Origin of the sequence: Nocardioides sp. (assembly GCF_029937575.1) — a bacterium.
GTDB lineage: Bacteria > Actinomycetota > Actinomycetes > Propionibacteriales > Nocardioidaceae > Nocardioides.
On the sequence record NZ_JAPYPS010000031.1, the window covers coordinates 16783 to 40710 of the forward strand.

The 23928-nt window shown below is 70.6% G+C and carries 19 protein-coding genes; 6 read left to right on the forward strand and 13 right to left on the reverse strand.

Features of this window, described 5'->3' with window-relative positions:
• Positions 1–87: 87 nt before the first annotated feature.
• From Q1K33_RS12060 to ligD (Q1K33_RS12085), 6 genes are all read right to left on the reverse strand, one after another.
• On the reverse strand, positions 88–1869 hold the full coding sequence (locus tag Q1K33_RS12060; RefSeq protein ID WP_300404246.1) for a CapA family protein: 1782 nt from the start codon (positions 1867–1869) through the stop codon (positions 88–90).
• 31 nt (positions 1870–1900) lie between these two features.
• Positions 1901–3115, reverse strand: a complete 1215-nt coding sequence (locus tag Q1K33_RS12065; RefSeq protein WP_300404248.1) for a HAMP domain-containing protein — start codon at positions 3113–3115, stop codon at positions 1901–1903.
• Complete coding sequence (locus Q1K33_RS12070) at positions 3108–3803, reverse strand: response regulator transcription factor (RefSeq protein ID WP_300404250.1); 696 nt, start codon at positions 3801–3803, stop codon at positions 3108–3110. Before Q1K33_RS12070 ends, Q1K33_RS12065 begins: the two co-directional genes overlap by 8 nt.
• A gap of 40 nt (positions 3804–3843) precedes the next feature.
• The gene (locus tag Q1K33_RS12075; protein WP_300404253.1) at positions 3844–4392 is read right to left on the reverse strand and encodes a hypothetical protein; all 549 of its coding nucleotides are present in this window, start codon (positions 4390–4392) and stop codon (positions 3844–3846) included.
• A gap of 197 nt (positions 4393–4589) precedes the next feature.
• Positions 4590–5495, reverse strand: coding sequence for a non-homologous end-joining DNA ligase (gene ligD, locus Q1K33_RS12080; RefSeq protein ID WP_300404255.1), 906 nt, complete (start codon positions 5493–5495; stop codon positions 4590–4592).
• Complete coding sequence (ligD, locus tag Q1K33_RS12085; protein WP_300404258.1) at positions 5495–6436, reverse strand: non-homologous end-joining DNA ligase; 942 nt, start codon at positions 6434–6436, stop codon at positions 5495–5497. The genes ligD (Q1K33_RS12080) and ligD (Q1K33_RS12085) overlap by 1 nt, the downstream gene beginning before the upstream one ends.
• 81 nt (positions 6437–6517) lie before the next feature.
• Between ligD (Q1K33_RS12085) and Q1K33_RS12090 the strand changes: the two genes are divergently transcribed.
• Positions 6518–7504, forward strand: a complete 987-nt coding sequence (locus Q1K33_RS12090) for a Ku protein (protein ID WP_300404260.1) — start codon at positions 6518–6520, stop codon at positions 7502–7504.
• A gap of 8 nt (positions 7505–7512) precedes the next feature.
• Here Q1K33_RS12090 and Q1K33_RS12095 read toward each other — a convergent pair whose 3' ends face one another.
• The 6 genes from Q1K33_RS12095 to Q1K33_RS12120 form a co-directional block, all read right to left on the reverse strand.
• Positions 7513–8379 (reverse strand): SDR family NAD(P)-dependent oxidoreductase, encoded by an 867-nt coding sequence (locus Q1K33_RS12095; protein WP_300404262.1) that lies wholly within the window; start codon positions 8377–8379, stop codon positions 7513–7515.
• Positions 8379–9779 carry an amidase gene (locus Q1K33_RS12100; protein WP_300404265.1) on the reverse strand — a complete coding sequence of 467 codons (1401 nt, stop codon included), beginning with the start codon at positions 9777–9779 and terminating at the stop codon, positions 8379–8381. The genes Q1K33_RS12095 and Q1K33_RS12100 overlap by 1 nt, the downstream gene beginning before the upstream one ends.
• Before the next feature lie 47 nt (positions 9780–9826).
• Positions 9827–11695, reverse strand: a complete 1869-nt coding sequence (locus tag Q1K33_RS12105) for an ABC transporter ATP-binding protein (RefSeq protein WP_300404268.1) — start codon at positions 11693–11695, stop codon at positions 9827–9829.
• The gene (locus Q1K33_RS12110; protein WP_300404270.1) at positions 11692–13503 is read right to left on the reverse strand and encodes an ABC transporter ATP-binding protein; all 1812 of its coding nucleotides are present in this window, start codon (positions 13501–13503) and stop codon (positions 11692–11694) included. Before Q1K33_RS12110 ends, Q1K33_RS12105 begins: the two co-directional genes overlap by 4 nt.
• 71 nt (positions 13504–13574) lie before the next feature.
• A complete protein-coding gene (locus Q1K33_RS12115) occupies positions 13575–18455 on the reverse strand; it encodes an NAD-glutamate dehydrogenase (RefSeq protein WP_300404273.1) in 4881 nt (1626 codons plus the stop codon).
• Between the two features lie 30 nt (positions 18456–18485).
• A complete protein-coding gene (locus Q1K33_RS12120; protein ID WP_300404275.1) occupies positions 18486–19307 on the reverse strand; it encodes a tryptophan 2,3-dioxygenase family protein in 822 nt (273 codons plus the stop codon).
• Between the two features lie 105 nt (positions 19308–19412).
• On the opposite strand from Q1K33_RS12120, the gene Q1K33_RS12125 reads away from it, so the two are divergent.
• The 4 genes from Q1K33_RS12125 (at position 19413) to Q1K33_RS12140 (ending at position 22383) form a co-directional block, all read left to right on the forward strand.
• Positions 19413–20336: a hypothetical protein gene (locus Q1K33_RS12125; RefSeq protein WP_300404277.1), complete on the forward strand. Its 924-nt coding sequence runs from the start codon at positions 19413–19415 to the stop codon at positions 20334–20336.
• A 181-nt stretch (positions 20337–20517) separates the two neighbouring features.
• Positions 20518–21276 carry a hypothetical protein gene (locus Q1K33_RS12130; RefSeq protein WP_300404281.1) on the forward strand — a complete coding sequence of 253 codons (759 nt, stop codon included), beginning with the start codon at positions 20518–20520 and terminating at the stop codon, positions 21274–21276.
• A gap of 140 nt (positions 21277–21416) precedes the next feature.
• A complete protein-coding gene (locus tag Q1K33_RS12135) occupies positions 21417–21899 on the forward strand; it encodes a DUF2505 domain-containing protein (RefSeq protein WP_300404283.1) in 483 nt (160 codons plus the stop codon).
• Position 21900: 1 nt separating this feature from the next.
• Complete coding sequence (locus Q1K33_RS12140) at positions 21901–22383, forward strand: DUF2505 domain-containing protein (RefSeq protein ID WP_300404285.1); 483 nt, start codon at positions 21901–21903, stop codon at positions 22381–22383.
• Here Q1K33_RS12140 and Q1K33_RS12145 read toward each other — a convergent pair.
• Positions 22368–22559 carry a hypothetical protein gene (locus Q1K33_RS12145; RefSeq protein ID WP_300404287.1) on the reverse strand — a complete coding sequence of 64 codons (192 nt, stop codon included), beginning with the start codon at positions 22557–22559 and terminating at the stop codon, positions 22368–22370. The genes Q1K33_RS12140 and Q1K33_RS12145 overlap by 16 nt on opposite strands.
• Before the next feature lie 83 nt (positions 22560–22642).
• Between Q1K33_RS12145 and Q1K33_RS12150 the strand changes: the two genes are divergently transcribed.
• Entirely contained in the window at positions 22643–23713 is a 1071-nt protein-coding gene (locus Q1K33_RS12150) for an alkene reductase (protein WP_300404290.1), read from the forward strand.
• Positions 23714–23928 lie beyond the last annotated feature (215 nt).

Here is a 23928-nt window from a genome sequence, read left to right on the forward strand (position 1 = left end):
GTAGGCGCCGTACTACCCGACCGGAAGAGCCTCAAACCGATCTGTGGACAACTGTGGCGAAAAGAGTCACATGAGGCAGGTGGTGCGTCACTCCGCGCTGAAGTGCTGGAAGTCCGGGTCGGAGAAGTCCCCGCCCCAGCTCCACCCCGCCCGCGCGAAGGCCCGGGTCACGACGTCGTCGGACCCGATGACCCCGCGCCCGGTCGACGCACCCGACGAGCGGTCGACGTCGACGAAGCGGCCACCGCGCGGTGGCTGCACGATCGCGCCGCGCACGTAGGGGTTCTGCACCGGGTTGATGTCGATCGCCCTGCCGTAGGCGTGGTCGGAGAAGGTGTCGGTGCCGGCCACGGTGCGGCAGTTGTAGGCCGAGGTGTTGTTGGCGGCCATCGAAGCGTTGTCGTCGCCGGCGTACACGTCGACCAGGCGCATCTGCTGGACCCGGAAGCGGGCCTCGTACAACCTCTCGAAGGTGCTCACCACGTCACGGGCCACGTCGCGGTGCACCACCAGCACGCCGGTCCTCGCGCCGCCGCCGAAGCCGACGTACGACAGCTCCAGGCGCCGCAGGTCGGCGAACGGCACCGGACAGGACGCCGGGTCGTGGCTGCTCCCGGTCATCCGCTCCTGGAGTCGGGTGCCGATCCGCCCGATCGCGGAGGTGTACGGCGGCAGCGCGTCGCGGTCCCCGTCGGGCCGATCGCCCGACCCATCATCGGTGGGCTGGGCCGGCCCCGGACCGGGGGCCAGGCGCGTGCAGTCGCGCAGGTCGTTCCACCCGGAGACCGCCTCCTCGGCGGGTGACCCGGTCAGTCGCTGCGGCTGGCCGCCCTCCGGCGGGATGTAGGCCGGGTGCCACTCGTCGGCGACGACCTCGTCTCCGCGCACGGCCAGGCGCAGCACCCCGCTGGAGGAGCGGCCGCCGTTGTACCAGAGGAAATTGCCGAGCCCGTAGCTCACGTAGGTGTCGCCCAGCAGCCCGGCACCGACCGGCGTGTGCGCGTGCGTGCCGACAACGATGTCGGCCCCCGCGGCGGAGAGATCGCGCGCGAGCGACTGCTGGTCGCCGGTGGGGCACGCGTCGCCCTCGTCGCCCCAGTGCAGGTAGACGACCACCAGGTCGTCGACGGCGGCCGCCTTGCGCACTGCCCGGGTGAGCTGGTTGGTGTAGGGCACCCGGGCCGAGGCGATGCCCGGGCCCGACCCCGGCAGCACGCCCCAGATCGGGTCGGCGCTCTCCCGGAAGGACGAGTCGGCGGCGAGGACCGCCACGTCGGTGCCCTTGATCGTGCGTCGGTACGGCGTGAACGCGGCGTCGCGATCGCGGCCGATGCCGACCACCGCGACCGGGCTGTCCTCGGCGGCCCGCAGGGTGTCCCGCAGACCGCGGACCCCGTAATCGCCGCCGTGGTTGTTGGCCACCGACACCACGTCGACGCCCGAGCGGTCCAGGACGTCGAGCGCCGACGGGGCGCTGCGGAACCAGTAGCGATCGCCCGCGACCTCGCGCTCCTTGGGGGCCATCGCGCCGCGGGTGGTGACCGGGCTCTCCAGGTTGACCATCGCCAGGTCGGCGCTGCGCAGCCAGCGCGACATCGCACCGACCGTCGAGCCGGCCCGGTCGGGCAACGAGACCAGGGCACCCTCGAAGTGGACGTCCCCGGCGAAGGCCAACGTGATCCGGCGCTGGGGGTCCTCGGGCGCGGAGTCGGAGAGCTCGGGGTCGGAGAGCTCGGGGTCGGAGCCGGACCCGAGGTCGACCGTGGCCTCGCCGTCGCGGGGACCGACGACCTCGTCGGTGACGTTGCCGCCGCTGGTACAGGCGCTCAGGGCCAGCACCCCCACTGCGACGAGCGCGACGAGTCTCACGCGTCAACCGTGACGGGTCGCTCCAAACGGTTCAGCGACGCGGCAGCAGCACGCGTAGGGCCTGGCCCTCGAGGCCTTCGAGGCGCTCGACCCGCCCGCCCAGCGCCGCGAGGACTGCTGACGTCCGGTCCGTCGTCGGCAACTCGGCCGTGCAGGCCTCCCCCGCGGCGTCGGTGCAGCGGATCGTGATGACCAAGAGGTTGGCCAGGCCCTCGAACACCAGGCGCACATCGCCGCGGTGGTGGCCCACCAGCTCGGTCAGCACCAGGTCGAGCACCTGCTCCACGGGGCCGGGCGTGAAGAGAAGCTCGATGTCGCCCTCGACCGCAGCCGTGAGCGAACAGCCGTCGTCCTCCAGCTTCTCGGACCATCGCTGAGCCACCTGGAACGCCACGTCGCGCAGGGGCAGGGCCGCACCGGCCACGAGCACACCCCGCCCGGAGACCTCGACCAGCTCACCGGCGATCTCGCCGATGCTGCCCACCGTCTGCAAGCAGTGGAGAGCGGCCTGCCGGGTGTCGTCGCCGATCGACGGGTCACCGACGAGCTCCTCGAGGGTCAGTCGCAGCGAGGTCAGCGGCGTGCGCAGGGCGTGGGAGGCCAGCAGCCCGAACTCGCGCTCCCGCTCGAGCCGATCCCGCAGCTGACCGGCGCTGCTGTCCAGAGCCTGTGCGATCGCACGCGCCTCGGGGATCCTCGTCGTCGGCAGGTCGAGGTCGAAGCGGCCGCGACCGAGCGCGGCCGCTGCGGTGGCCAGCTCTCGGAAGGGCCGCGACAGGCCGCGCGCCACGAAGTACCCGGTGACACCCGCGATGATGGCGAGCAGGAGGAGCAGCCCGAACGTGGAGGCGACGTTGCCGCCGTAGATCGTGTCGATGGGTTGGCTGCTGCTGCGGGTGACGGTGATGACACCGTCGGCCAGGAAGACGGTCGCCGAGACACTCTCCTCGTCCATCGCGAAGTCGGTGCCGGTCAGCACGATGTCGCGACCGTCGGCCGCACCGGACGGCTCGTAGAGCACCCTGGCGCGCGGCACGACGAACTGGCTGAGGAGCTCCTCGTCGATGGCCTCCCCCTGGGCGGTCTCCAGCGCGAGCACCTTGCCGATGGAGCGTGCCTGGTCGTTGACGAAGTCGCTCTCCCGCTCGCGCAGCTCGCCGGTGACGGCGTACGACCGGACGAAGGCCGCCCCCAGGAGCATCAGGAGCGTGATGGCGACGAACGCAGCAGTCAGGCGCTCACGCATGAGGCGCGGGAGCCTCGAGCCTGAACCCCACGCCCCTCACTGCCACGACACGCTCGGTCACCCCGACGCTCTCGAGCTTCTGCCGAAGCCGCCCGATCGTCACGTCCAGGGTCTTGGTCGAGCCATACCAGTTCTCGTCCCACACGTCGGCCATCAGCCGGCCGCGGGAGACGACCTTGTCCTTGTTGGCCGCGAGGATGTTGAGGACGTCGAACTCCTTGCCCGTCAACGGCACCTCGGTCTCGCCGGCGTAGACCCGGCGGGCAGGTACGTCGATGCGCAGGCCGTCCTCGGAGTCATCGGCGCCGGAGCCGTTCCCTGCTCCGGTACGGCGCAGCAGCGCGCGCACCCGAGCCTGCAGCTCGGCCAGTCCGAACGGCTTCGCGAGGTAGTCGTCGGCGCCGTAGTCGAGACCCACGACGCGGTCGAGCTCTCCTGCGCGCGCGGTCACGATCATGATCGCGCCCTCGAAGCCAGCGGCGCGCGCCTTCTTGCAGACCTCGAGCCCGTCCATGTCGGGAAGGCCGAGGTCGAGGATGATCACCTCGGCAGAACGACCCACGAGCTCGTCGAGCGCCTTCTGGCCGTTGTCCACCCAGTTGACGTCGTAGCCCTCACGCTCCAGCGTCCGGACAAGGGGGAACGCGATGTCCTCCTCGTCCTCGACGACGAGAACTCTGTGACCCATGACCTAGAGCATAGGGGTTCGGAGGCAGTTGCAGGTGCAACTACCCGGATGTGGGCACGCTGAGTGTCGATTCGGGCCCCGGCCGGAGCCGGCCCGACCCCAGGAACCCCAGGAACGTGGAGGCGGCCAGGGCTGCCCCGCACGCCACCAACGCCGCCAGAACCCACAGGACAAGACCCTGCGCACCGGCCAGCGGCAGGCCCACGACCGGCAGGACGAGGACGGCACGATCGATGGTCGGCGTGTCGCCGGACCTCATGGCGGTCGTCGAGGCCTCCGTGGCCGACGAGGCGAGCGCATCCTGAGCACGCACCGTGCCCTGCTCCACCGACAGGACCCGCCACATCCCGTCACCGGCCGCGAGCAGGTCGTGCGACTCGACGTCACTGGTGGGCACCGACCGCGTCACCACGAGCGTGCCCTGCTCGTAGTCACCACGCGTCTCGTCGAGGACGGTCGTGCGCAGGCCGAACATCCCGGGCACCAGCGTGACCAGCACCAACCACCCGAGCAGCAGCGCCGCAACGGAGACCAGCACCTGGCGATGGCCCAGACGCGTCAGTCGACGCGAGCGCAGCTGCAGCTCCACGGCCCCATGCCTCCGTCCGAACCAACCCGAGAGAATCCCGGTCGGGGCGCCCGCACGCCCCCCAGCAGTGCGGCTCGGCCCCGACCGATGAGACAAATCTACGACGGCGGGCTCCACGGACCGGGTACGCCGACCACACGACACCGCCACCGTTCGGTAACAGCAGCCTGCCGCCACGTCGCGGGTCAGGCAGCGGGTCAGGCGAAGAGGTCGCCCAGCCGCTCGACCCGGTCCAGGACCTCCGGGAAGGCCATCTGCTCCAGACCGAGCGGGTCCTCGGCGCCCGCGGTGACCTCGCCCCACGACACCGGCGCGGCGACGTAGGGCCGCTCGCGTCCGCGCAGGGAGTACGGCGCGATCGTCGTCTTCGAGCCGGCGTTCTGGGACCAGTCCAGGAACACCTTGCCGTGGCGCCGCGCCTTCGTCATCGTGGCGGTGACGAGCCGGGGGTGCTCGGCCTGGAGCTCCTCGGCGATCTCCTTGGCCAGTGCCGTCGACTCGTCGGGCGGCAGCCGGCTGGGCAGCGTCGCGTAGAGGTGCAGGCCCTTGCTCCCGCTCAGCACCGGTCGCCCGACCAGGTCGCGCTCCTCGAGCTTGTCGCGCACCAGCAGCGCCACCTGGCAGCACTCGTGCAGGCCGGCCGGCTCGCCCGGGTCGAGGTCGACCACGATCCGGTCGGCATTGCGCGGGCGACCGTTGCGCCCGACGCGCCACTGGTGCACGTGCAGCTCGATGGCAGCCAGGTTGGCCAGCCAGGTCAGCGTCGCGAGGTCGTCGACGACAGGGAAGTCGAGGGTGCCGTCCTTGCGGTCAGCGGTGCGGCTCCCCGTCGTCGGGACGCTGACCGTGCGCACCCACGACGGCGTGCCGGCGGGAGCGTTCTTCTCGAAGAAGCTCATGTCCTGCACACCGTGCGGCCAGCGGATCCGCGTGACAGCTCGATCGCGCAGGTGCATGAGCATCGTCGGCGCGATCCGTGCGTAGTAGTCGAGGACCTCGCCCTTGGTCGTCCCGGTCTGCGGGTAGAGCACCTTGGCGAGATTCTTGATCACCAGCGTGCGGCCCTCCACGTCGACGCGCAGCTCCTCTCCGTCCCCCGCCATCAGGCCTCCTCAGGCGTCAGGTCCTCGGGCGTCAGGTCGTGACGCACCCCTTGGTACGACGGCTGGCGCAGCCGCGTGTGGCCCCGACCGTGCGTGTCCACGTCGACCACCAGCACCGGGTCGAGCCATCGCGTGCCACGGGCGTCGATCGCGGGCACGTCGTCGTCGAACGGACTGCTCGTGCGCGACAGCTCGGCCACCGCCTCCGCCAGCACCCGGCTCTGCTTCGGGCCGATGCCGCTTCCGACCCGGCCCCGGTAGAGCAGACCCTCGGGGGTCACCTCCCCCACGACCAGCGCGGCCAGGCGGTCGTCCGTGCCCTCCTGCGGCCGCCAGCCGCCCACGACGTACGACAGCCGGTGCCGGTGGGCGAACTTCAGCCAGTGCGCGCTGCGCTCCCCGAAGCGGTACGGCGAGGACAGCCGCTTGCTCACGATGCCCTCCAGTCCCTGGTCGAGCGTGACCTGGTGGAGCATCGCTCCGTCGTCGTAGGCCGGCGGCACCTGCCAGGTGGAGCCGTCGAGCACCTCGGTGAGACGGGCTCGCCGTACCTCCAGGGGCTCCCCGGCGAGGTCGCGACCGTCCAGGCGCAGCAGGTCGAAGACCATGAACGTCACCGGCACTGCTTCGACCAGGCGTGCGACGGTACGGCTGTCGCGCACGTGCATCCGCTCCTGCAGCACCCGGAAGTCGGGGATGCCGGCATCGTTGAGCGCGATCACCTCGCCGTCGACGAGGAGGTCGCGCTCCTCCAGCGGGGACCCGGCGACGTCGGGCCAGGCCGCGGTCACGTTGTTGTCGTTGCGGCTCGTGAGCCGCGCCTGCCCCCCGCCGGCGGCCCCGACATCGGCCAGCAGGCGCATGCCGTCCCACTTGACCTCGTGGGTCCAGCCCTCTCGGGTGGGGACGTGGTCGCCCTTGGTGGCGAGCATGGGACGCATGGGTACATCCTGTCCGATGGATTCTCGGTGTCCCACAGGTCACACTTGGTGTCCTGCCCAATTCCGGCGAGAGGCTTCCCCATGCGCGCGATCTGGAAGGGCGCTGTGTCCTTCGGTCTGGTCAGTGTCCCCGTCAAGCTGTACTCCGCGACCGAGAGCCACGACGTGTCGTTCCGGCAGGTCCATGCCAGCGACGGCGGACGGATCAAGTACCAGCGCGTGTGCGCGATCGACGGCGAGGAGGTCGCCTACGCCGACATCGCCAAGGGATACGAGACCGAGGACGGCGAGATGGTCATCCTCACCGACGACGACCTGGCCGACCTGCCCTCGACGTCCTCGCGCGAGATCGCGGTCGAGAAGTTCGTCCCGACCGACCAGATCGACCCGATGCTGTTCGAGAAGTCCTACTACCTGGAGCCGGAGAAGACGGGTGCCAAGCCCTACGCCCTGCTGCGCCAGGCCCTGCTCGACGCCGACCGGATGGCGGTGGTGACGGTCGCGCTGCGCCAGCGTACGTCGGTCGCCGTGCTGCGGGTGCGCGACGACGTGATCGTGATGCAGACGATGATGTGGCCCGACGAGATCCGCACCCCCGACTTCTCCATCGAGGCCGGCGAGGTGAAGGACTCCGAGGTCAAGATGGCCACGATGCTGGTCGACACGCTCGCCGGCGACTTCGACGCCACCGAGTTCGAGGACGACTACGCCGGCGCCGTCGAGGCACTGGTCAAGGCCAAGATCGAGGGCGGCGAGATCAAGCGGACGCCCACCTCGACGAAGTCGTCGGGCGAGGTCGTCGACCTGCTGGCCGCGCTGCAGCGCTCGGTGAAGGCCGCGCAGAGCGCCCGGGGCGAGAGCGGCTCGGACGAGGAGGACGACGCCGCGGACGAGAAGCCCGCGAAGAAGACCACGACCAAGAAGGCAGCGACCAAGAAGGCGCCCGCCAAGAAGTCCACGGCGAAGAAGAGCGCGACCAAGAAGGCACCCGCCAAGAAGGCCGCCGCGAAGAAGGCCCCGGCCAAGAAGACCGCGGCCAAGAAGACCCCTGCCAAGAAGGCCAGCTAGCTCCCTACCTAGCTCGCAGCGTCCTGGCCGCTCGCCGCAGCGGAGTTGTTCGTCCGCTGGTCCAGGCGCCACATCACCGCATCCATCAGCCGTGGCGCGACGAAGCCCACCAGCTCTCCGGCGACCCCGATCGGGATGTTCCAGACCACGGGGCGGTCCTCGAGGGCGCGCACCACCCGTGCAGCCGCCTCCTCGGCGCTCATCGCCGGCAACCCGTCGTAGGCCTCTGTGGGCGCGACCATCGCGGTGCGGACCAGTCCGAAGCGCATGTTGGTGAAGGTGACGTTGTCGCCGTACGCCTCGCGTGCCGCGATCCGCGACCACGTGTCGAGGGCGGTCTTGGACGCCAGGTAGGCCGAGAACTTCGGCGCCTTGAGCTGCACGCCCCAGCTCAGGATGTTGACCACGTGACCGAACCGCTGGGCCCGCATCGCCGGCAGCAGCCCGAGCGTGAGCCGGACCGGGCCGAAGTAGTTGATCGCCATGGTCCGCTCCACGTCGTGGAAGCGGTCGTAGCTGAGGTCGAGGGAGCGGCGGATCGAGCGGCCCGCGTTGTTGACCAGGTAGTCGACGGCGCCGTGCTCGGCCAGCACCTGCTCGACCAGCGCGTCGAGAGCATCGGAGTCCGTCAGGTCGCACACGTACGTCGTCGCGCGGCCGCCGGTTGACGTGATGTCCCCGGCCACCCGCGCGAGCTCCTCGGCCCGGCGCGCGACGAGCAGCACGCTCGCCCCACACCGGGCGACCTCGCGCGCAGTGGCCTCACCGATGCCCGACGAGGCCCCGGTGACCAGCACGGTCCGGCCGTCGAGCGGGCTCGGGCCGCCCGGCCGCAGCAGGCGCCGGAGCCGGGCGCGCGGGGTCTGCAGCAGCATCAGTCAGCGACCCCCGGGGCCCCGGCCAGCAGCGGCCAGGGCCGCGCCTGCTCCAGCTGGGCCGACAGGCTCAGCAGGACCTCCTCGCCGTCGGTCGGTCCGACGAGCTGGACGCCGACGGGTAGGCCGTCGGGAGCGAGCCCGCAGGGCACCGACGCCGCCGGGTTGCCGGCGACGTTCCACAGGGCGGCGTAGGCGATGGCGGGCATCGCGAGCAGCGAGGAGGCGACGGTGCCCCGACCGTCGATGACGCCCACGCGGGGTGGGCGGTGGGCGACGCTCGGGGTCAGCAGCACGTCCACGTCGTCGAAGACCCGGTTGGCCTTCGCGGCGACGCGCTCGCTGGCCCGCAAGGCCCACTGCGTGACCTTCGGAGTCACCCAGGACCCGAGCCGGTAGGTCTCGCGGGTGCGTCGCTCGAGGCGGTCGTAGTGCTCCACGGCCTGTGCCTCGGAGCGGATCCCGGCGAAGAACTGCGGCACGAAGGCGGCGGTCGGGTCGGGGTAGGCCGGGTCGACCTCGCGTACGTCGTGACCCAAGGTCGTCAGCAGGCGCGCGGTCTCCTCGACCGCCGCGACGTGGAGCGGGTCGGGCCTGACACCCACCCCGACGGGTTCGACCGACCAGCCGACGCGCAGGCGCCCCGGCTCCCGGAGCGCGGCCGCCTCGAACGACCCCGTCGGGCCGGCGCGATACAGGTCGGTGTCGGTGTTGCCCTTGATGACGTCGTAGACGATCGCCGCGTCGCGCACGGTGCGCGCCAGCGGTCCGACCGTGCCGAGCGCCCACCACAGGTGCTCGTGCGGAGCGGTGGTGACCCGTCCGCGCTGGGGCTTGAGGCCGAAGAGTCCGCACATCGCCGACGGGATCCGGATCGAGCCTCCGCCGTCGCCGCCGATGCCGACCGGCACCATCCCCGACGCCACCGCGGCCGCCGTACCGCCGCTGGAGCCGCCCGGCGTCCGGGTCGGGTCCCAGGGGTTGCGGGTGACCCCACGCGAGGCGCCCTCGGTGTAGGGATAGGCGCCGAACTCCGGCATGGTCGTCTTGCCGACGATCACCGCCCCCGCCGCCCGCAGTCGAGCGACGAGCTCGGCGTCGGCTGCGGCCGGCGTGGTGTTGGCCTCGCCGCCGAACGTCGTCACGCAGCCGGCGACGTCGATCTCCTCCTTGATCGCGATCGGTACGCCGTGCAGCGGACCGGGCGTCCCGCGGCTCCGGCCGAGGGCGACCGCGTCCTCGTGGGCGCGCTCGGCGAGCACCACGGAGAAGGCGTTCAGCCCGGGGTCGAGGGAGGCGATGCGGCCCAGCGCCTCGTCGACGACCACGCGCGGCGTGAGGTCGCCGTCGCTGGTCAGTCGTACGGTCTCGGCCACGCTCGCGCTGCGGAGATCGGTCACCGCGCCACCCTACTCAGCGCACCGGTTCGGGTCAGCCGGTCAGCCGATCAGGCGAGGGACTCGAGCCACGCGTCGTGCAGGTCGGCGAAGCGTCCCTCGCCGCTGCCGACGAGCTCGGCCGGCGAGCCGTCCTCGAAGATCCGGCCGTGCTCCATCACGAGCACCCGGTCGGCGATCTCGACGGTGGAGAGCCGGTGGGCGATGATCACCGCCGTGCGCCCGGCGAGGACGGTCTGCAGCGCCTGCTGCACGAGTCGCTCTGACGGCACGTCGAGGGAGGAGGTCGCCTCGTCGAGGATCAGCACGGCGGGGTCGGCCAGGAACGCCCGGGCGAACGCGACGAGCTGTCGCTGACCCGCGCTGAGCCGGCCACCTCGGTTGGCCACGTCGGTCTGGTAGCCCTCCGGCAGCGCCATGATGAAGTCGTGGGCTCCCAGCGCGGTGGCGGCCTGCTCGACCTCGGCCATCGACGCCTCCGGCCGTCCGAAGCGGATGTTGTCGGCGATGGTGCCGGAGAAGAGGTAGTTCTCCTGGGTCACCATCACCACCCGCTCACGCAGGTCGTCGGCCGTGAGGTGTCGCAGGTCCACCCCGTCGAGGCGCACGGTGCCCTCGACCGGGTCGTAGAAGCGCGTCGCGAGCTTGGCCAGGGTGGTCTTGCCTGCTCCGGTCGTGCCGACCAGGGCGATGGTCTGCCCGGCCGGCACCGTGAGGTCGAGACCGGGGATGACGTCGCGGCCCTCGGTGTAGCTGAAGCGCACGGCGTCGAAGCTGACCTCGCCGTGGGTCTCCTGGAGGCGGTGCGGCTCGTCGGGCTCCGGGACGCCGGGCTCCTCGCGGAGCACGCCCGCGAGCTTGTCGAGGGCTGCCGAGGCCGACTGGAAGGTGTTGTAGAACTGCGAGATCTCCATCATCGGCTCGAAGAACTGGCGCAGGTAGAGCAGGAAGGCCGCCAGCACCCCGACGGTCACGTCGCCGTGGTAGGCCAGGTAGCCGCCGTACAGCAGCACGACGGCGATCGTGACGTTGCCGATCAGCTTGATGCCGGGCATGAAGAAGGCGACCAGCCGGAAGGCGTGCAGGTTGGCGCGGCGGTACTGGTCGTTGACGTCGTCGAAGATCTCCTGGTTGCGCGGCTCGCGGCGGAAGGCCTGCACCGCCTGGACGCCGCCCATCGACTCGACGAAGTGGACGATGACCAGCGCGACCTTCTCGCGAGTGATCCGGTAGCTGGCGCTCGAGGCTCGACGGAACCAGTTGGTCAGCAGGAACAGGAACGGCCCGCACGCCAGCGCGACCAGACCGAGCTTGAGGTCGAGGAAGAGCAGGATCCCGGCGGTGCCGACCAGGGTCAGGGCGGCGGTGATCAGCCCGTCGAAGCCGGTCTCGAGCATCTCGTAGATCGCGTCGACGTCGGAGGTCTGGCGCGAGATCACCCGCCCGGACGTGTAGTCGTCGTGGAAGGCCGGGCTCAGCACCTGGAAGTGCCGGAAGACGCGACGACGCACCTCGTAGAGGACGTTCTGACCGAGCAGGCCCGAGCGCACCAGGAAGAAGTTGCGCGAGATCGCCTGGGTGACCGCGGCCACCAGGACCAGGCACACCACGATCGTGAGCGGCGTCAGGTTGTCGTCGGTGCGGATCGGCGGGATGCCGGTGTCGATGCCCTCCTTGACGAGGTAGGGGATCGAGAGGCGAGCGGCGTTCTCGACGACCACGACGCCGATCAGCAACCAGATCGCCTTGCGGTACGGCGCCAGCAGCTCACGCAGCAGGGCCCCGGAGCCGCCGGAGAAGCGCACCGAGCGCTCCCGCTCGGCCGCCTCGTCGTCGTCGACCTGGGCGACGCCGCGCCAGCTGGGCTGACGGCGTTCGTCGGTCTCGGGCTGGTCGTGGGACGGGGTGTCGGTGCTCATGCCGTCACCGCCTCGTCGAGCCCGGACAGGTCGGACAGCTCGGACAGCTCCGCGTCAGCGGCGAGGAGCTCGCGGTAGGCCGGCACGTCGGCGAGCAGGACCCGGTGGTCGCCGACGTGGGTGATGGTGCCGTCCTGCAGGAGGGCGACCCGGTCGGCCAGCAGGACGGTGGAGGCACGGTGGGCGACGACCAGCCCGGTCGTGGAGCCGAGCACGCTCTGCAGGGCGTCCTCGACCAGCTTCTCGGTGTGGACGTCGAGAGCAGACAGGGTGTCGTCGAGGACCAGGACCTTGGGTCGGGCCAAGACTGCTCGGGCCAGCGCGAGGCGCTGCCGCTGCCCGCCGGACAGGGCCATCCCCTGCTCGCCGATGCGGGTGTCCAGGCCCCACGGCAGGTCGCGCACGAAGCCGGCCTGGGCGATGTCGAGGGCCTCGTCGATGTCGGCGTCGCTGGCGTCCGAGCGTCCGAGCGTGACGTTCTCCCGGGCGCTCATCGAGAAGAGGGTCGGCTCCTCGAACGCCGTCGCGACCAGCGAGCGCAGGTGCTGCAGGTCGAGCTCGCGGACGTCGACCCCGTCGAGCGTGACGCGACCGGCGGTGACGTCGTAGAGCCGCGGCACCAGGGAGGTGAGCACGGTCTTGCCGGAGCCGGTGGCCCCGACCAGGGCGACGGTCTCGCCCGGCGCGAGGTCGAGGGACACGTCGCGCAGGACCAGCTCGTCGGGAGCGTCGGGGAAGGCGAAGTCGACGTGCTCGAAACGAAGGTGGCCGCGCGGCTCGGCGATCACCTCGGTGCCGCCGACGATCGACGGCTCGGTGTCGAAGATCTCCAGGATGCGGGCGGCGCTGGTCATCGCCTCCTGGGCCATGGCCAGGATGACCCCGAGGGACGAGACCGGCCACACCAGCGAGAGCAGCAGGGTGATGAAGGCGACGAGCTCACCGGGGGTCAGGGAGCCGCGGCCCACACCGATCGAGCCCAGGAGCAGGACCACGGCGACGGCCAGGTTGGGGATGATCTCCAGGAACGTCCAGAACTTCGCGGCCAGGCGGACCTTCACCATGCTGGTGTCGCGCAGCTTGTCGGCGGCCTCCTCGTACTGCAGGGAGACGTGCTCGCCGCGACCGAAGGACTTGATGACGCGGATCCCGACGGCGCCCTCCTCGGCGTGCGTGGCGAGGTCGCCCTGCTCGTCCTGCACCTGGCGCGAGATCACGACGTACCGCTTCTCGAAGCGCATCGACAGCGCCACGATCGGCACGGCGGCGGCGCCGACGACGAGGCCCAGCGGCCAGTACATGTTGAGCAGCACGATCGTGACCACGATGACCTGCACGATGTTGATCAGCAGGAACAGCATCCCGAAGCCGAAGAAGCGCCGGATGCCGCTGAGGTCGGTGGTCGCACGCGAGAGCAGCTGGCCCGACTGCCACCGGCTGTGGAAGCCCATCGGCAGCTCCTGGAGGCGCTCGTAGAGGTCGTGCCGCATGGCGGTCTCGACCCCGAGCACGGCGTTGGACTGCACCCAGCGGCGCCAGAAGATCAGCGCCGCCTCGAGCACGCCGAGGCCCAGCGCCAGAAGGCCCAGCGGGAGCACCGCGCCGAGGTCCCGGTTGGTGATCGGGCCGTCGATGATGGCCTTGGTGACCAGCGGGATCGCGATCGTGAGGCCCACCCCGGCGAGCGAGGTGAGCAGCATGATCGTCAGCGCCACGCGGTGCGGCTTGAGATAGCCACGCAGCCGCCAGAGCGAGTGCACGCCTGCCGGTGGGTTGGAGTCGGGATCGGGTCCGAGATCTGTTGCCATCAACAACGAGATTAGGTCGCGGCACCGACAACCGCGAATGAATAAGGTACCTCAGGCCACGTTGCCGCAGGTCAGGACAGCAACCCCCGCACCACGCGCAGCGCCACCGACATCCGCGCCAGGTCGGCGTGCTCGTCGGAGCAGATCTCACGCAAGGTGTCGGCCGCGCGCGCCACGACGACCGCGTCCGCGTCCTCCCAGGCGGAGATCCGAGCAGCGGCCGGCTCCTCGGCCTCGTCGGGTCCGCCGAGGGAGATCACCTGTGCGGTGAGCTGGGCGTGGACGGCGTGCAGGTCGTCGCGCAGGGTGGCGCGCGCCATCGTCTGCCACCGGTCGTCGCGCGGCAGCGCCAGGATCCGCTGGACCAGGGTCGGCAGCCCGAGCCGCTCGGCGAGGGTGAAGTGAACCCGCGCCACGTCGGCCGGCTCGAGGTCCTCGCGCAGCGCGATCTCGATGACGTTGAGCAGCATGTACGCCGTCGGGAGGACCGCCACCTGCGAGGCGAGCTCGACGGGCACGTGGTTGTCGACCAGACGCTCCAACCGACCTTCGTACGCCGCCAGCTCGGCGCCGCTCATCAGGTCCGGCAGCGCCTGCATCGTCGCCTGCACCGGAGCGGCGAAGGCGTCGACGAGGCCCTGCGAGTCCAGGGGCGGGCGCCGGTTGGTGACCAGCCAGCGCGAGCCGCGCTCCACCAGGGTGCGCATCTCGACGCGCATGTGCGTCTGCACGGCCGCCGGGATCCGGTTGTCCTGGGCACTGATCTGGTCACGCAGGGGCAGGGAGCCGAAGATCTCCCGGGACACGAAGTTCGCCCGGGTCAGCTCAGCGGCCGACGCCCCGGTCTCCAGTCCCAGCCGCGGCCAGTAGGTCATCCCCGCGCCGTTGACCAGGTCGTTGACGACCTGGGTCACGATGATCTCGCGACGCAACGGGTGCTCGACGATGCGGTCGTCGAACCCGTCGCGGATCGGCGTCGGGAAGTACGCCCGCAGGTCCAGGTCGCAGTAGGGGTCCTCCGGCAGGTCGGAGTCGAGCAGCTCGGCGGCGAGCACGATCTTGGTCCAGGCCATCAGCACCGACAGCTCGGGCGTGGTCAGCCCCTCGTGCCGGTCGATCCGTCGCGCCACCTGACGACTCGTCGGCAGCCCCTCGAGCTCGCGGTTGATGATGCCGTCGGACTCCAAGCGCTTCATCCACGACTCGTGCACGTGCAGCAGCGGCGCGGCGTTGGAGGCGGCGTTGCCGAGAGCGACGTTCTGCTCGTAGTTGTCGCGCAGCACCAGGGCAGCGACCTCGTCGGTCATCTTCGCCAGCACCGCGTTGCGCTGCTTGCCGGTCAGGTCGCCGGAGGCCACCACCCGGTCGAGCAGCACCTTGATGTTGACCTCGTGGTCGGAGGTGTCGACCCCGGCGGAGTTGTCGATGAAGTCGGTGTTGACCCGACCGCCGGTGCGGGCGTACTCGATCCGGCCCAGCTGGGTCAGCCCGAGGTTGCCTCCCTCCCCGATGCAGCGGACCCGCAGCTCGCCGCCGTTGACCCGGATGGCGTCGTTCGCCTTGTCGCCGGCGTCGGCGTGGGTCTCCCCCGCGGCCTTGACATAGGTGCCGATCCCGCCGTTCCACAGCAGGTCTACCGGGGCGAGCAGGATCGTTCGCATCAGCTCGACCGGAGTCATCGCCGTGACGTCGGCGTCGATCCCGAGGGCGCCGCGGATCGCGTCGTTGAGTCGGATCGACTTGGCCGAGCGGGAGAATACACCGCCGCCCTCGGAGATCTTCGAGGTGTCGTAGTCCTGCCAGCTCGAGCGCGGCAGCCCGAACAGCCGCTGCCGCTCGGCGTACGACGCCGCGGCGTCCGGCCGCGGGTCGATGAAGATGTCGCGGTGGTCGAAGGCCGCCACGAGCCGGGTGTGCTCGGAGCACAGCATGCCGTTGCCGAAGACGTCGCCGGACATGTCGCCCACGCCGACGCAGGTGAAGTCCTCGGTCTGGCAGTCGACGTCCATCTCGCGGAAGTGTCGCTGGACCGACACCCAGGCGCCTCGGGCGGTGATGCCCATCGCCTTGTGGTCGTAGCCGACCGAGCCACCGCTGGCGAACGCGTCACCGAGCCAGAAGCCGTAGTCCTGGGCGACGCCGTTGGCGATGTCGGAGAACGTCGCGGTGCCCTTGTCCGCGGCCACCACCAGGTAGGAGTCGTCGCCGTCGTGGCGCACCACGCGCGACGGCGGGACCGTCTCGCCCTCGACGAGGTTGTCGGTGACGTCCAGGAGGCCGGAGATGAACGTCGTGTAGCAGGCGATGCCCTCCGCCTGCCAGGCGTCGCGGTCGGACGGGTCGGGCAGGTTCTTGGCGAAGAACCCGCCCTTGGCACCCACCGGCACGATCACGGTGTTCTTCACCATCTGTGCCTTGACCAGGCCCAGCACCTCGGTGCGGAAGTCGTCGCGACGGTCCGACCAGCGCAGGCCACCGCGCGCGACCGCACCGAAGCGCAGGTGCACGCCCTCGACGCGGGGCGAGTAGACGAAGATCTCGTACGTCGGTCGCGGCTCGGGCAGGTCCGGGATGGCGGACGGCTCGAGCTTGAAGCTGATGTAGCTCTTAGGGGCACCGCTGGAGTCGTTCGAGTCGGCCCGCTGGAAGTAGTTGGTGCGCAGGGTGGCTCGGACGTGCGTCAGGTAGGAGCGCAGGATCCGGTCGTGGTCGAGGCTCACGACGTCGTCGAGGGCGCCGTACAGCCGCTCGACGAGCGCCTCCTCGTCGCGCGCACCCGAGATGTCCGGGTCGAAGCGGGTCTCGAAGAGGTCCACCAGCATCCGGGTGATGTCGACGTTGCTGGCCAGCGCCTCCTCGATGTAGTCGAGGGCGAAGGGCGAGCCGCCCTGGCGCATGTACTTCGCGTAGGCCCGCAGCACCGTCGCCTGGCGCCACGTGATCCGGGCTCCGAGCACCAGGGAGTTGAAGCCGTCGATCTCGGTGAATCCGTCCCACACCGCACGTACGGCGTCCTGGAACAGGTCGCGCGCCTCTTCCGGGAGGCGACCGGGGTAGCGCAGGCCGAACTCGTAGACGTGGGAGGGACGCCCCAGCCCCGTCAGCGTGTAGGGACGCTCGTCGACGACCTCGACGCCCATCGAGCTGAGCATCGGCAGGATCTGGGAGAGCGACAGCGGCTCGCCGATCCGGTACAGCTTGAGCCGGGCCTCGCCGAGGCCTGCGTCGACCTCCTGGTAGAGCGCGTGGTCCAGGCCCTCCTCGCCGATGATTCCCTCGAGCCGGCCGAGGTCGACCGAGGCGGTGCGCGGGGAGAAGTCCTCCTTGTAGGCCTCCGGGAACGAGTCGAGGTAGCGGCGGCCCAGGATCGCGCCGACCTCCTCGCCGTACTCGGCGATGACGGCGGAGGTGAAGTCGTCGCGCCACGACCGGGACGCATCGGTGAGACGGCGCTCGAGGTCGACGGTGTCGATCGCGTCCACCGAGGTGATCGTCGAGCCCTTCGGCAGGTGCGCCACGAAGTGCACCCGCGCAGTCGTCGACTCGTTGATCCGCACGTTGAACTCCACGGAGTCGGCGGCGAGGCGCTCGGTGAGGATCTCGACGAACCTCTCGCGCACGCTGGTGTTGTAGCGGTCGCGCGGCAGGTAGACGAGCACGGAGACGTAGCGGCCGTAGGTGTCGAGCCGCAGGAACATGCGTACGGCGCGCCGCTCGCGCGCCTGCATGGCCGCCTCGGCGAGTGGCGCGAGCTCCTCGACCGGCGTGTGGAAGAGGTCGTCGCGCGGATAGGTCTCGAGCGTGTCGAGCAGGGCCTTGCCGGCGTGGCTCTGCGGGTCGAACCCGCTGCGCGCGAGCACGGCCTGGGCCTTCTCGCGCACCAACGGGATCCGGGTGAGCGACTCGGTGTAGGCGGCGCTGGAGAAGAGGCCGAGGAAGCGGCGCTCACCGGTCACGTCGCCGGCGTCGTCGAACGTCTTGACCCCGACGTAGTCGAGGTACGCCGGACGGTGGACCGTGGCCCGCGAGTTGGCCTTGGCCAGCACCAGCAGCGTGCGCTCGCGCGCCTTGACCTTGACCGGGTCGGGAAGGCGACCAAAGGACTCCGAGACGTGCCGGTCGGCGCGCAGGATGCCCAGGCCGCTTCCGGGGACCGCCCGCAGCACGTCCTCCTCGACGCCCTCCACGTCGGCCCGCTCGAGGGCGTACTCGCGGTAGCCCAGGAAGGTGAAGTGCCCGTCGGCCAGCCACTCCAGGAGGTCGGCCGACTGAGCCAACTCGTCGGCAGACAGGGAGGGTGGGTCCTGCCGGATGTCGGCCACGATCTCGCCGACGCGCTCGTGCATCTTCGACCAGTCCTCGACAGCCTCGCGCACGTCTCGCAGGACGCGCTGCACGTCCTCGACGATGCTCTCCTCGCCGAGGTCGTCGCCGATCCGCCCGATCTCGACGTGCATCCACGACTCCCGGACCGCGTCGTCGGCGGGCTCTCGGGAGCCGTCGGCGACGGGGGTCACCGACTGGAGCTCGCCCGTGATGTCACGCACGACGTCGAAGTTGGGGTGCACGACGAGGTGGACGTCGCGCAGCTGCCGGGAGAGCTCCATGGTCAGGGAGTCGACGAGGAAGGGCATGTCGTCGACGACGACCTCGACCACGGAGTGGCCTCCGGCCGACCAGCCGTGCTCGCTCAGCGTCGGCGTGGACAGACGCACCTGCGCCGTCCCCTGGGGCCGCGACCGCGCCACCTTGTAGTGGGAGGCCAACGCGCCGTACACGTCTGCGTCGGAGCGCTCGGTGAGGTCCTCCGGCGCGACATGGCGGTAGTAGGCACGCAGCAGGTCGCCGACCGCGTCACGCGGGAGGCCGCCGCTGCCCCGACCCTGGCGCGCCAGGTCGATGGCCTTGGAGAGGAGCTCGGACTTGTCGGAATCGTGCGTCGTCGTTGACACGCTGTCCACGGTAGGACCCAGCGCCCACGCTCACAACCGGCTGCGGATCTCCCACAGCACCGGGTAGTACTGCAACGGCAACCGGCCGCGCAGGTAGGCCGATCCACTCGACCCTCCGGTGCCCGACTTGGCGCCGATCATCCGCTCGACCATCACCACGTGCCGCGCCCGCCAGCTCGCGGCCAGCTCGTCGTGCTGCAGCAGCGCCTCGGCCAGTGCCCAGACGGCGGCGTACGACGACCGGTCGTGCGCCGTGCGCCGGACCGACGTCGCGACCTGCTCGTCGTCGTCAGCGGGCAGGTCGTGGGCTCGCAGCACGGCGAGGAAGGCGTCCCACAGAGTCGGCTCGTCGAGACGGCGTCGCAGCCGGTCCTGCTCGTCGTCGGTGAGTCCGCGGAACCGGTCGAGGTACGCCGGGTCCTTGGCGCCGCTGACGAACTCCAGCTCACGGAACTGCACGCTCTGGAAGCCGCTCGCCGGAGCCAGTCTCTGACGGAACTCGAGGAAGTCCTGCGGCGTCATCGTCTCCAGGACGTCGACCTGCTGCACCAGGGTGCGCTCGATGACGTGCACCCGCTGGAGCAGGTGCTGGGCCCACCAGAGCCGCTCGCCGGTGCGATCGCCCAGCATCGCGTCACGCGCGGCCACGACCTCGTGCAGCAGCTGCTTGAACCACAGCTCGTAGACCTGGTGGATCGTGATGAACAGCAGCTCGTCGTGGGCCGGCGGGTCGGACTCGAGGTGTTGGGAGTCGAGCAGCTGGGGCAGGCGCAGGTAGCTGCCGTAGGTCAGCTGGGCTCCCTGCTCACCGAAGGAGACGAACGACTCGGGGGACTCGGGGTTCTGGGCCATTGCGGCACTCAACCAGACCGGGGCGCGGGAGTCTCGCGCGGCGGCGCCGGTGACGATCGCGCAAAAACCGCCTCGGGCCGCGGGGCGGTGTGGCACCCTCCTGGCGTGACTCGGCACCGAATCCGCCTGGCCCTGAGCTTCGCGACCCCCCTCGTCGTCCTCTCGCTGGCAGCCTGCACGGCCCCGGATCCCTCGGGTGCCGCCTCCGACGCGGACGTCTCCTCGGAGTCCCCCTCCGAGACCGCCGCCCCGACTCCGACACCTGCAGAGCCGAGCACCGGGTCGGCCGCTCTGACCAAGCCGGAGGCGCGACGTCTCGCCCCCTCTCTCGTCGAGGCCAGGACCGGCAGCTTCCGCAGCGTGACCCAGCTGTCGGGCGGGAGGATCGAGCGCACGGGTCAGTACGACCTCGAGCGGCTCGCGCACACGTTGCGCGCCGACTTCGAGATCGGCAACGAGGCCTTCGCCGTCGACGCGGTCATCGTCGGCAACGACTTCTACTTCAAGTTCACCGAGGCCGGCGCGAAGGCAAGCCGCTGCTGGTCCGCCTTCAACTACGGCGACCTCGGCGATCAGATCGCGGACTCGGGCTTCCTCGTCCCCACCGAGGGCGCTCTTGGCATCCCTCCGGAGCTCGCGACGCTGGCCTTCGTCTCGGTCGACTCCGACGGGCAGGTCACCTCCGACCTCTACACGACGGCGTCCGTGATCGGCAGCCGCTTCGTGACCGCCCTGGCGATCGACCCGGACGCCGACAACCTCGCCCCCATCGACCTCACCGACAACGGCGACGGGTCGCTCTCGTGGTCCACCAACCTGTCCGCCCTCCTGGACGCGGTCGTCGCGTCCGGCGCGGAGCCCGACCCCGCCATCGGGATGCTCTTCGATACCGAGTCCTCCATCGCCGCGGAGATCACAGGCGTCGGCGGTTCAGTGACCGTGCAAGGTCCTCCGGACCGTCTGGTCGTGCGACCGACCGGCAACGACGCAGCCGACCAACGTGCCTTCGAGCAGTGCAACCGTGCGTGAGCGACTCGCCGGCGCGGTGGGGCTCTGTTTCGCCTCAGCCCTGGCAGTGACGGGCTGCGCCTCGGGACAGGGAGGTCCCGCCGAGGCGCCCGTGCCGCTCGCGCAGGCGAGCAATCCCCCGTCCGGTGCTGCCGAAGAGGACCCAGATCCGCGATCCCCCTCCGCCCGATCCACAGACCAGATGAGCGGCGCGGAGCTGCGTACCGCCCGTCGGGTCATGGAGGACGCCGGCGAGGGCTCCTTCAGCACGTCGTTCGAGGCTCCCGGCGTCTACGTGCGTATCCGGGGCACCTTCGACCTCCGTCAGCCGGGCTACAGGACTACGACCGAGGTCTTCACCGATTCCTTCGGCGACTACACCTTCAGGGCCGTGTCCATCGACGACGTCACGTTCCTCAACTCGTCCCGGGCCACGCAAGCGTGCTGGGCCGCCTTCGAGGGCAACGAGCTGCAGGTCCTGCAGCAACCGGGCGCCCCGGCAGTTCCGACGGGACCCATCGCCTTCCACCCGTCTCTCCTCGTGCTGTTCGAGGCTCGCCGTGGGGTGCGCGGGTACGACGCCGACCTCGCCCTGGTCGGTTCGGTGCTCGGCGCGGGCATCGCCACGGCTCTGGGTATCGAGTCCGACCTGTCCACCAGAACTCCGGTCCAGCTCGAAGTGCTCGGCGACGGCGGCTATGCCTGGAGCGCCACGCTGCGCTCGATCGTCCGGTCCGCTCGCAGTGCTGGCTCGGATGTCCCCGACGAGACTGTCGCCGGACTGGCGGACAGCGAGATCAGCACCACGCTGCGGCCCGCGCGCACGGGCTACCCCATCCACCCTCCACCGCCTCACATCGTCGTCGAGTACGACGCCGGCAACCCCGGACAGGCAGCGCGCGACGTCGCCGAGTGCCTCGGTGAGCATTCTTCGGGCAGCGCGCTCGGGGCACCTGCATGAACGCGCCGTTGCCGGCACCCGCGAGGCGCAGCGCCTCCCTGTCGGTCCTGGCTGTCGCGATATCGCTGGTCGCGGCCTGCGGCAGCCCGTCCTTCACCGCCTGTGAGTACGGGTGAGTCCCCGACCGGCATGATGGCGTCATGAAGTTCCGACACGAGCTCACCTACGACTCCCCGCCCGACGAGGTCTTCGCGATGCTCGCCGACCCCGCCTTCCGCGAGAAGGTCGCCGCAGCGCAAGAGGTCGTCTCGGCCGACATCACGCTGACGCCCAACGGGGAGGGCTTCGACCTGCTCAGCGACCAGGTGCAGAACACCTCCGGACTGCCGGCGATCGCCAAGAAGATCGCCGGCGACACGACCCGGGCCGTGCTGACCGAGCACTGGGCCGACGCCAACGGCGGATCGCTCGAGATCGAGGCGCCGGGCAAGCCGACCTCGGCCAAGGGCACCATCGCCCTGCTCGAGTCGGGCGCGGGCACCAGCGAGATCGTCGAGCTGGAGATCAAGGTCAAGGTGCCGCTGATCGGCGGCAAGCTCGAGGCCCTCATGGCCGACACCATCAAATCCGGCATCGAGGTCGAGCAGACCGTCGGTGCCGCCTGGCTCGCAGGAGAACGCTGACATGTCCAAGACCATCACCCACGAGCTCACCTACGACGCTCCCGTCGAGGCCGTCACCGCGATGCTGGCCGACCCGGCCTTCCGCGAGGAGGTCTGCGCCTACCAGCGGTTCACCAAGTACGACGTCACCATCGACGTCGAGGGCGAGACCAAGAAGGTGAAGATCGACCAGTGGCAGCCGACCCAGGGCATGCCGTCCTTCGCCAAGAAGATCGTCGGCGAGGAGACCAACATCGTCCAGGAGGAGACCTGGACCAGCCCGACCCGCGGCGACATCACCGTGACCATCCCCGGCAAGCCGGGTCAGATGTCCGGCACCGCCTCGATCGCCGAGTCCGGCGTCGGCACCGTCGAGACCGTCTCGCTGACGGTCAAGGTCAACATCCCGCTCGTCGGCGGCAAGCTCGAGGGCTTGATCGCCGACCTCCTGCTCAAGGCCCTCAAGGCCGAGAACAAGGTCGGGCGCGACTACCTGTCGCGCTGATCGGGGACCTCGTCGGACGCCCGGGCCTCGTCCCGGGCGTCCTGGGCGTCCTCGGCGCGGCGCCGCAGCACGATCACGATCCCCAGCACCACGAACGGCCCGAAGGCCAGCAGCAGGGTGAGCGCCTGCTCGACGGGGTGGAGGGCTCCGAGGTGGAGCGGCAGGACGTCGGGCATTCCCTCATCATGCCGCAGCGCCTGGTGAGGCTCCTCACCGCGGGAGGCGGAAGAGGCGCCTGCGTGACGAGGTTGAGACCTACATGCCTGACCTCTTCGAGCCTCTGACCGTGAAGTCCTGGACCCTCGCCAACCGCCTGGTGATGGCCCCGCTGACCCGCAACCGCGCCGAGGGCACCGTCCCCGGCGACCTGCAGGTCGAGTACTACGCCCAGCGCGCCGGCGCCGGACTGATCATCACCGAAGGATCCCAGCCCAGCGCCCGCGGCCAGGGCTACCTCAACACTCCCGGCTTCCACTCCCCCGAGCAGATCGCGGGGTGGCGTCGCGTCGCTGACGCGGTGCACGCCAGGCACGGCCTGATCGTCGCCCAGCTGATGCACGCCGGTCGCATCTCCCACCCCGACAACACCGGCGGGCAGGAGATCGTGGCCCCGAGCGCGATCGCGGCGCCCAACGAGATGATCACCGCGGCCGGGCCGCAGCCGCATCCGGTCCCGCGCGCACTGAGCACCGACGAAGTCCCCGACGCCGTCCAGGAGTACGTCACCGCGGCACGCAACGCGATCGAGGCCGGCCTCGACGGGGTGGAGATCCACGCCGCCAACGGCTATCTCATCCACCAGTTCCTCGCCCCGGGCAGCAACCAGCGCGAGGACGAGTACGGCGGCAGCCCGGCCAACCGCGCCCGCTTCGCCGTCGAGGTCACCCGTGCCGTGGTCGACGCGGTCGGCGCCGACAAGGTCGGCATCCGGATCTCGCCGGCGCACAACATCCAGGGCGCCACGGAGGACGACCCGGCCGACGTCGAGGCGACGTACACCGGGCTGGTCCAGGAGATCGCTCCCCTCGGCCTGGCCTACCTGTCGATCCTCGCCGACCCGCGGCTGGACCTGGTCCAGGCGCTGCGCAAGGAGTTCGGTGGTGTCGTGATCGTCAACGACGGCTTCGGGTCCGTGACGACGCGGGAGTCAGCCCAGGAGATCCTGGACAAGGACCTCGGGGACGCCGTGGCCGTCGGCCGGCTCTACCTGGCCAACCCCGACCTCGAGCAGCGCTGGGCCACCGGCGCCGACCTCAACGAGCCGAACCCGGACACGTTCTACGGCGGCGGGGCCGAGGGGTACACCGACTACCCGGCGCTGGGCGACTGACGCAGGCTTCTTCGGGGCCGCGGCGCCCGCGCGCGTCGTTGACCGGCGTTCTTCGTGGGTGTGGCGTCCGCGCCCTTCGGTGCTGCCCCGTTCCTCGGGTTGGTGTGGCGCCCGCGCGCGTAGTCGACCGGGTCTCGCCGTCAAGGATCGCCTGCGGCGCCCGCTGCGCGGTGCCTGCGGCATCCGTTGACTGCGAGCCTCTCCCGGTCGACTTG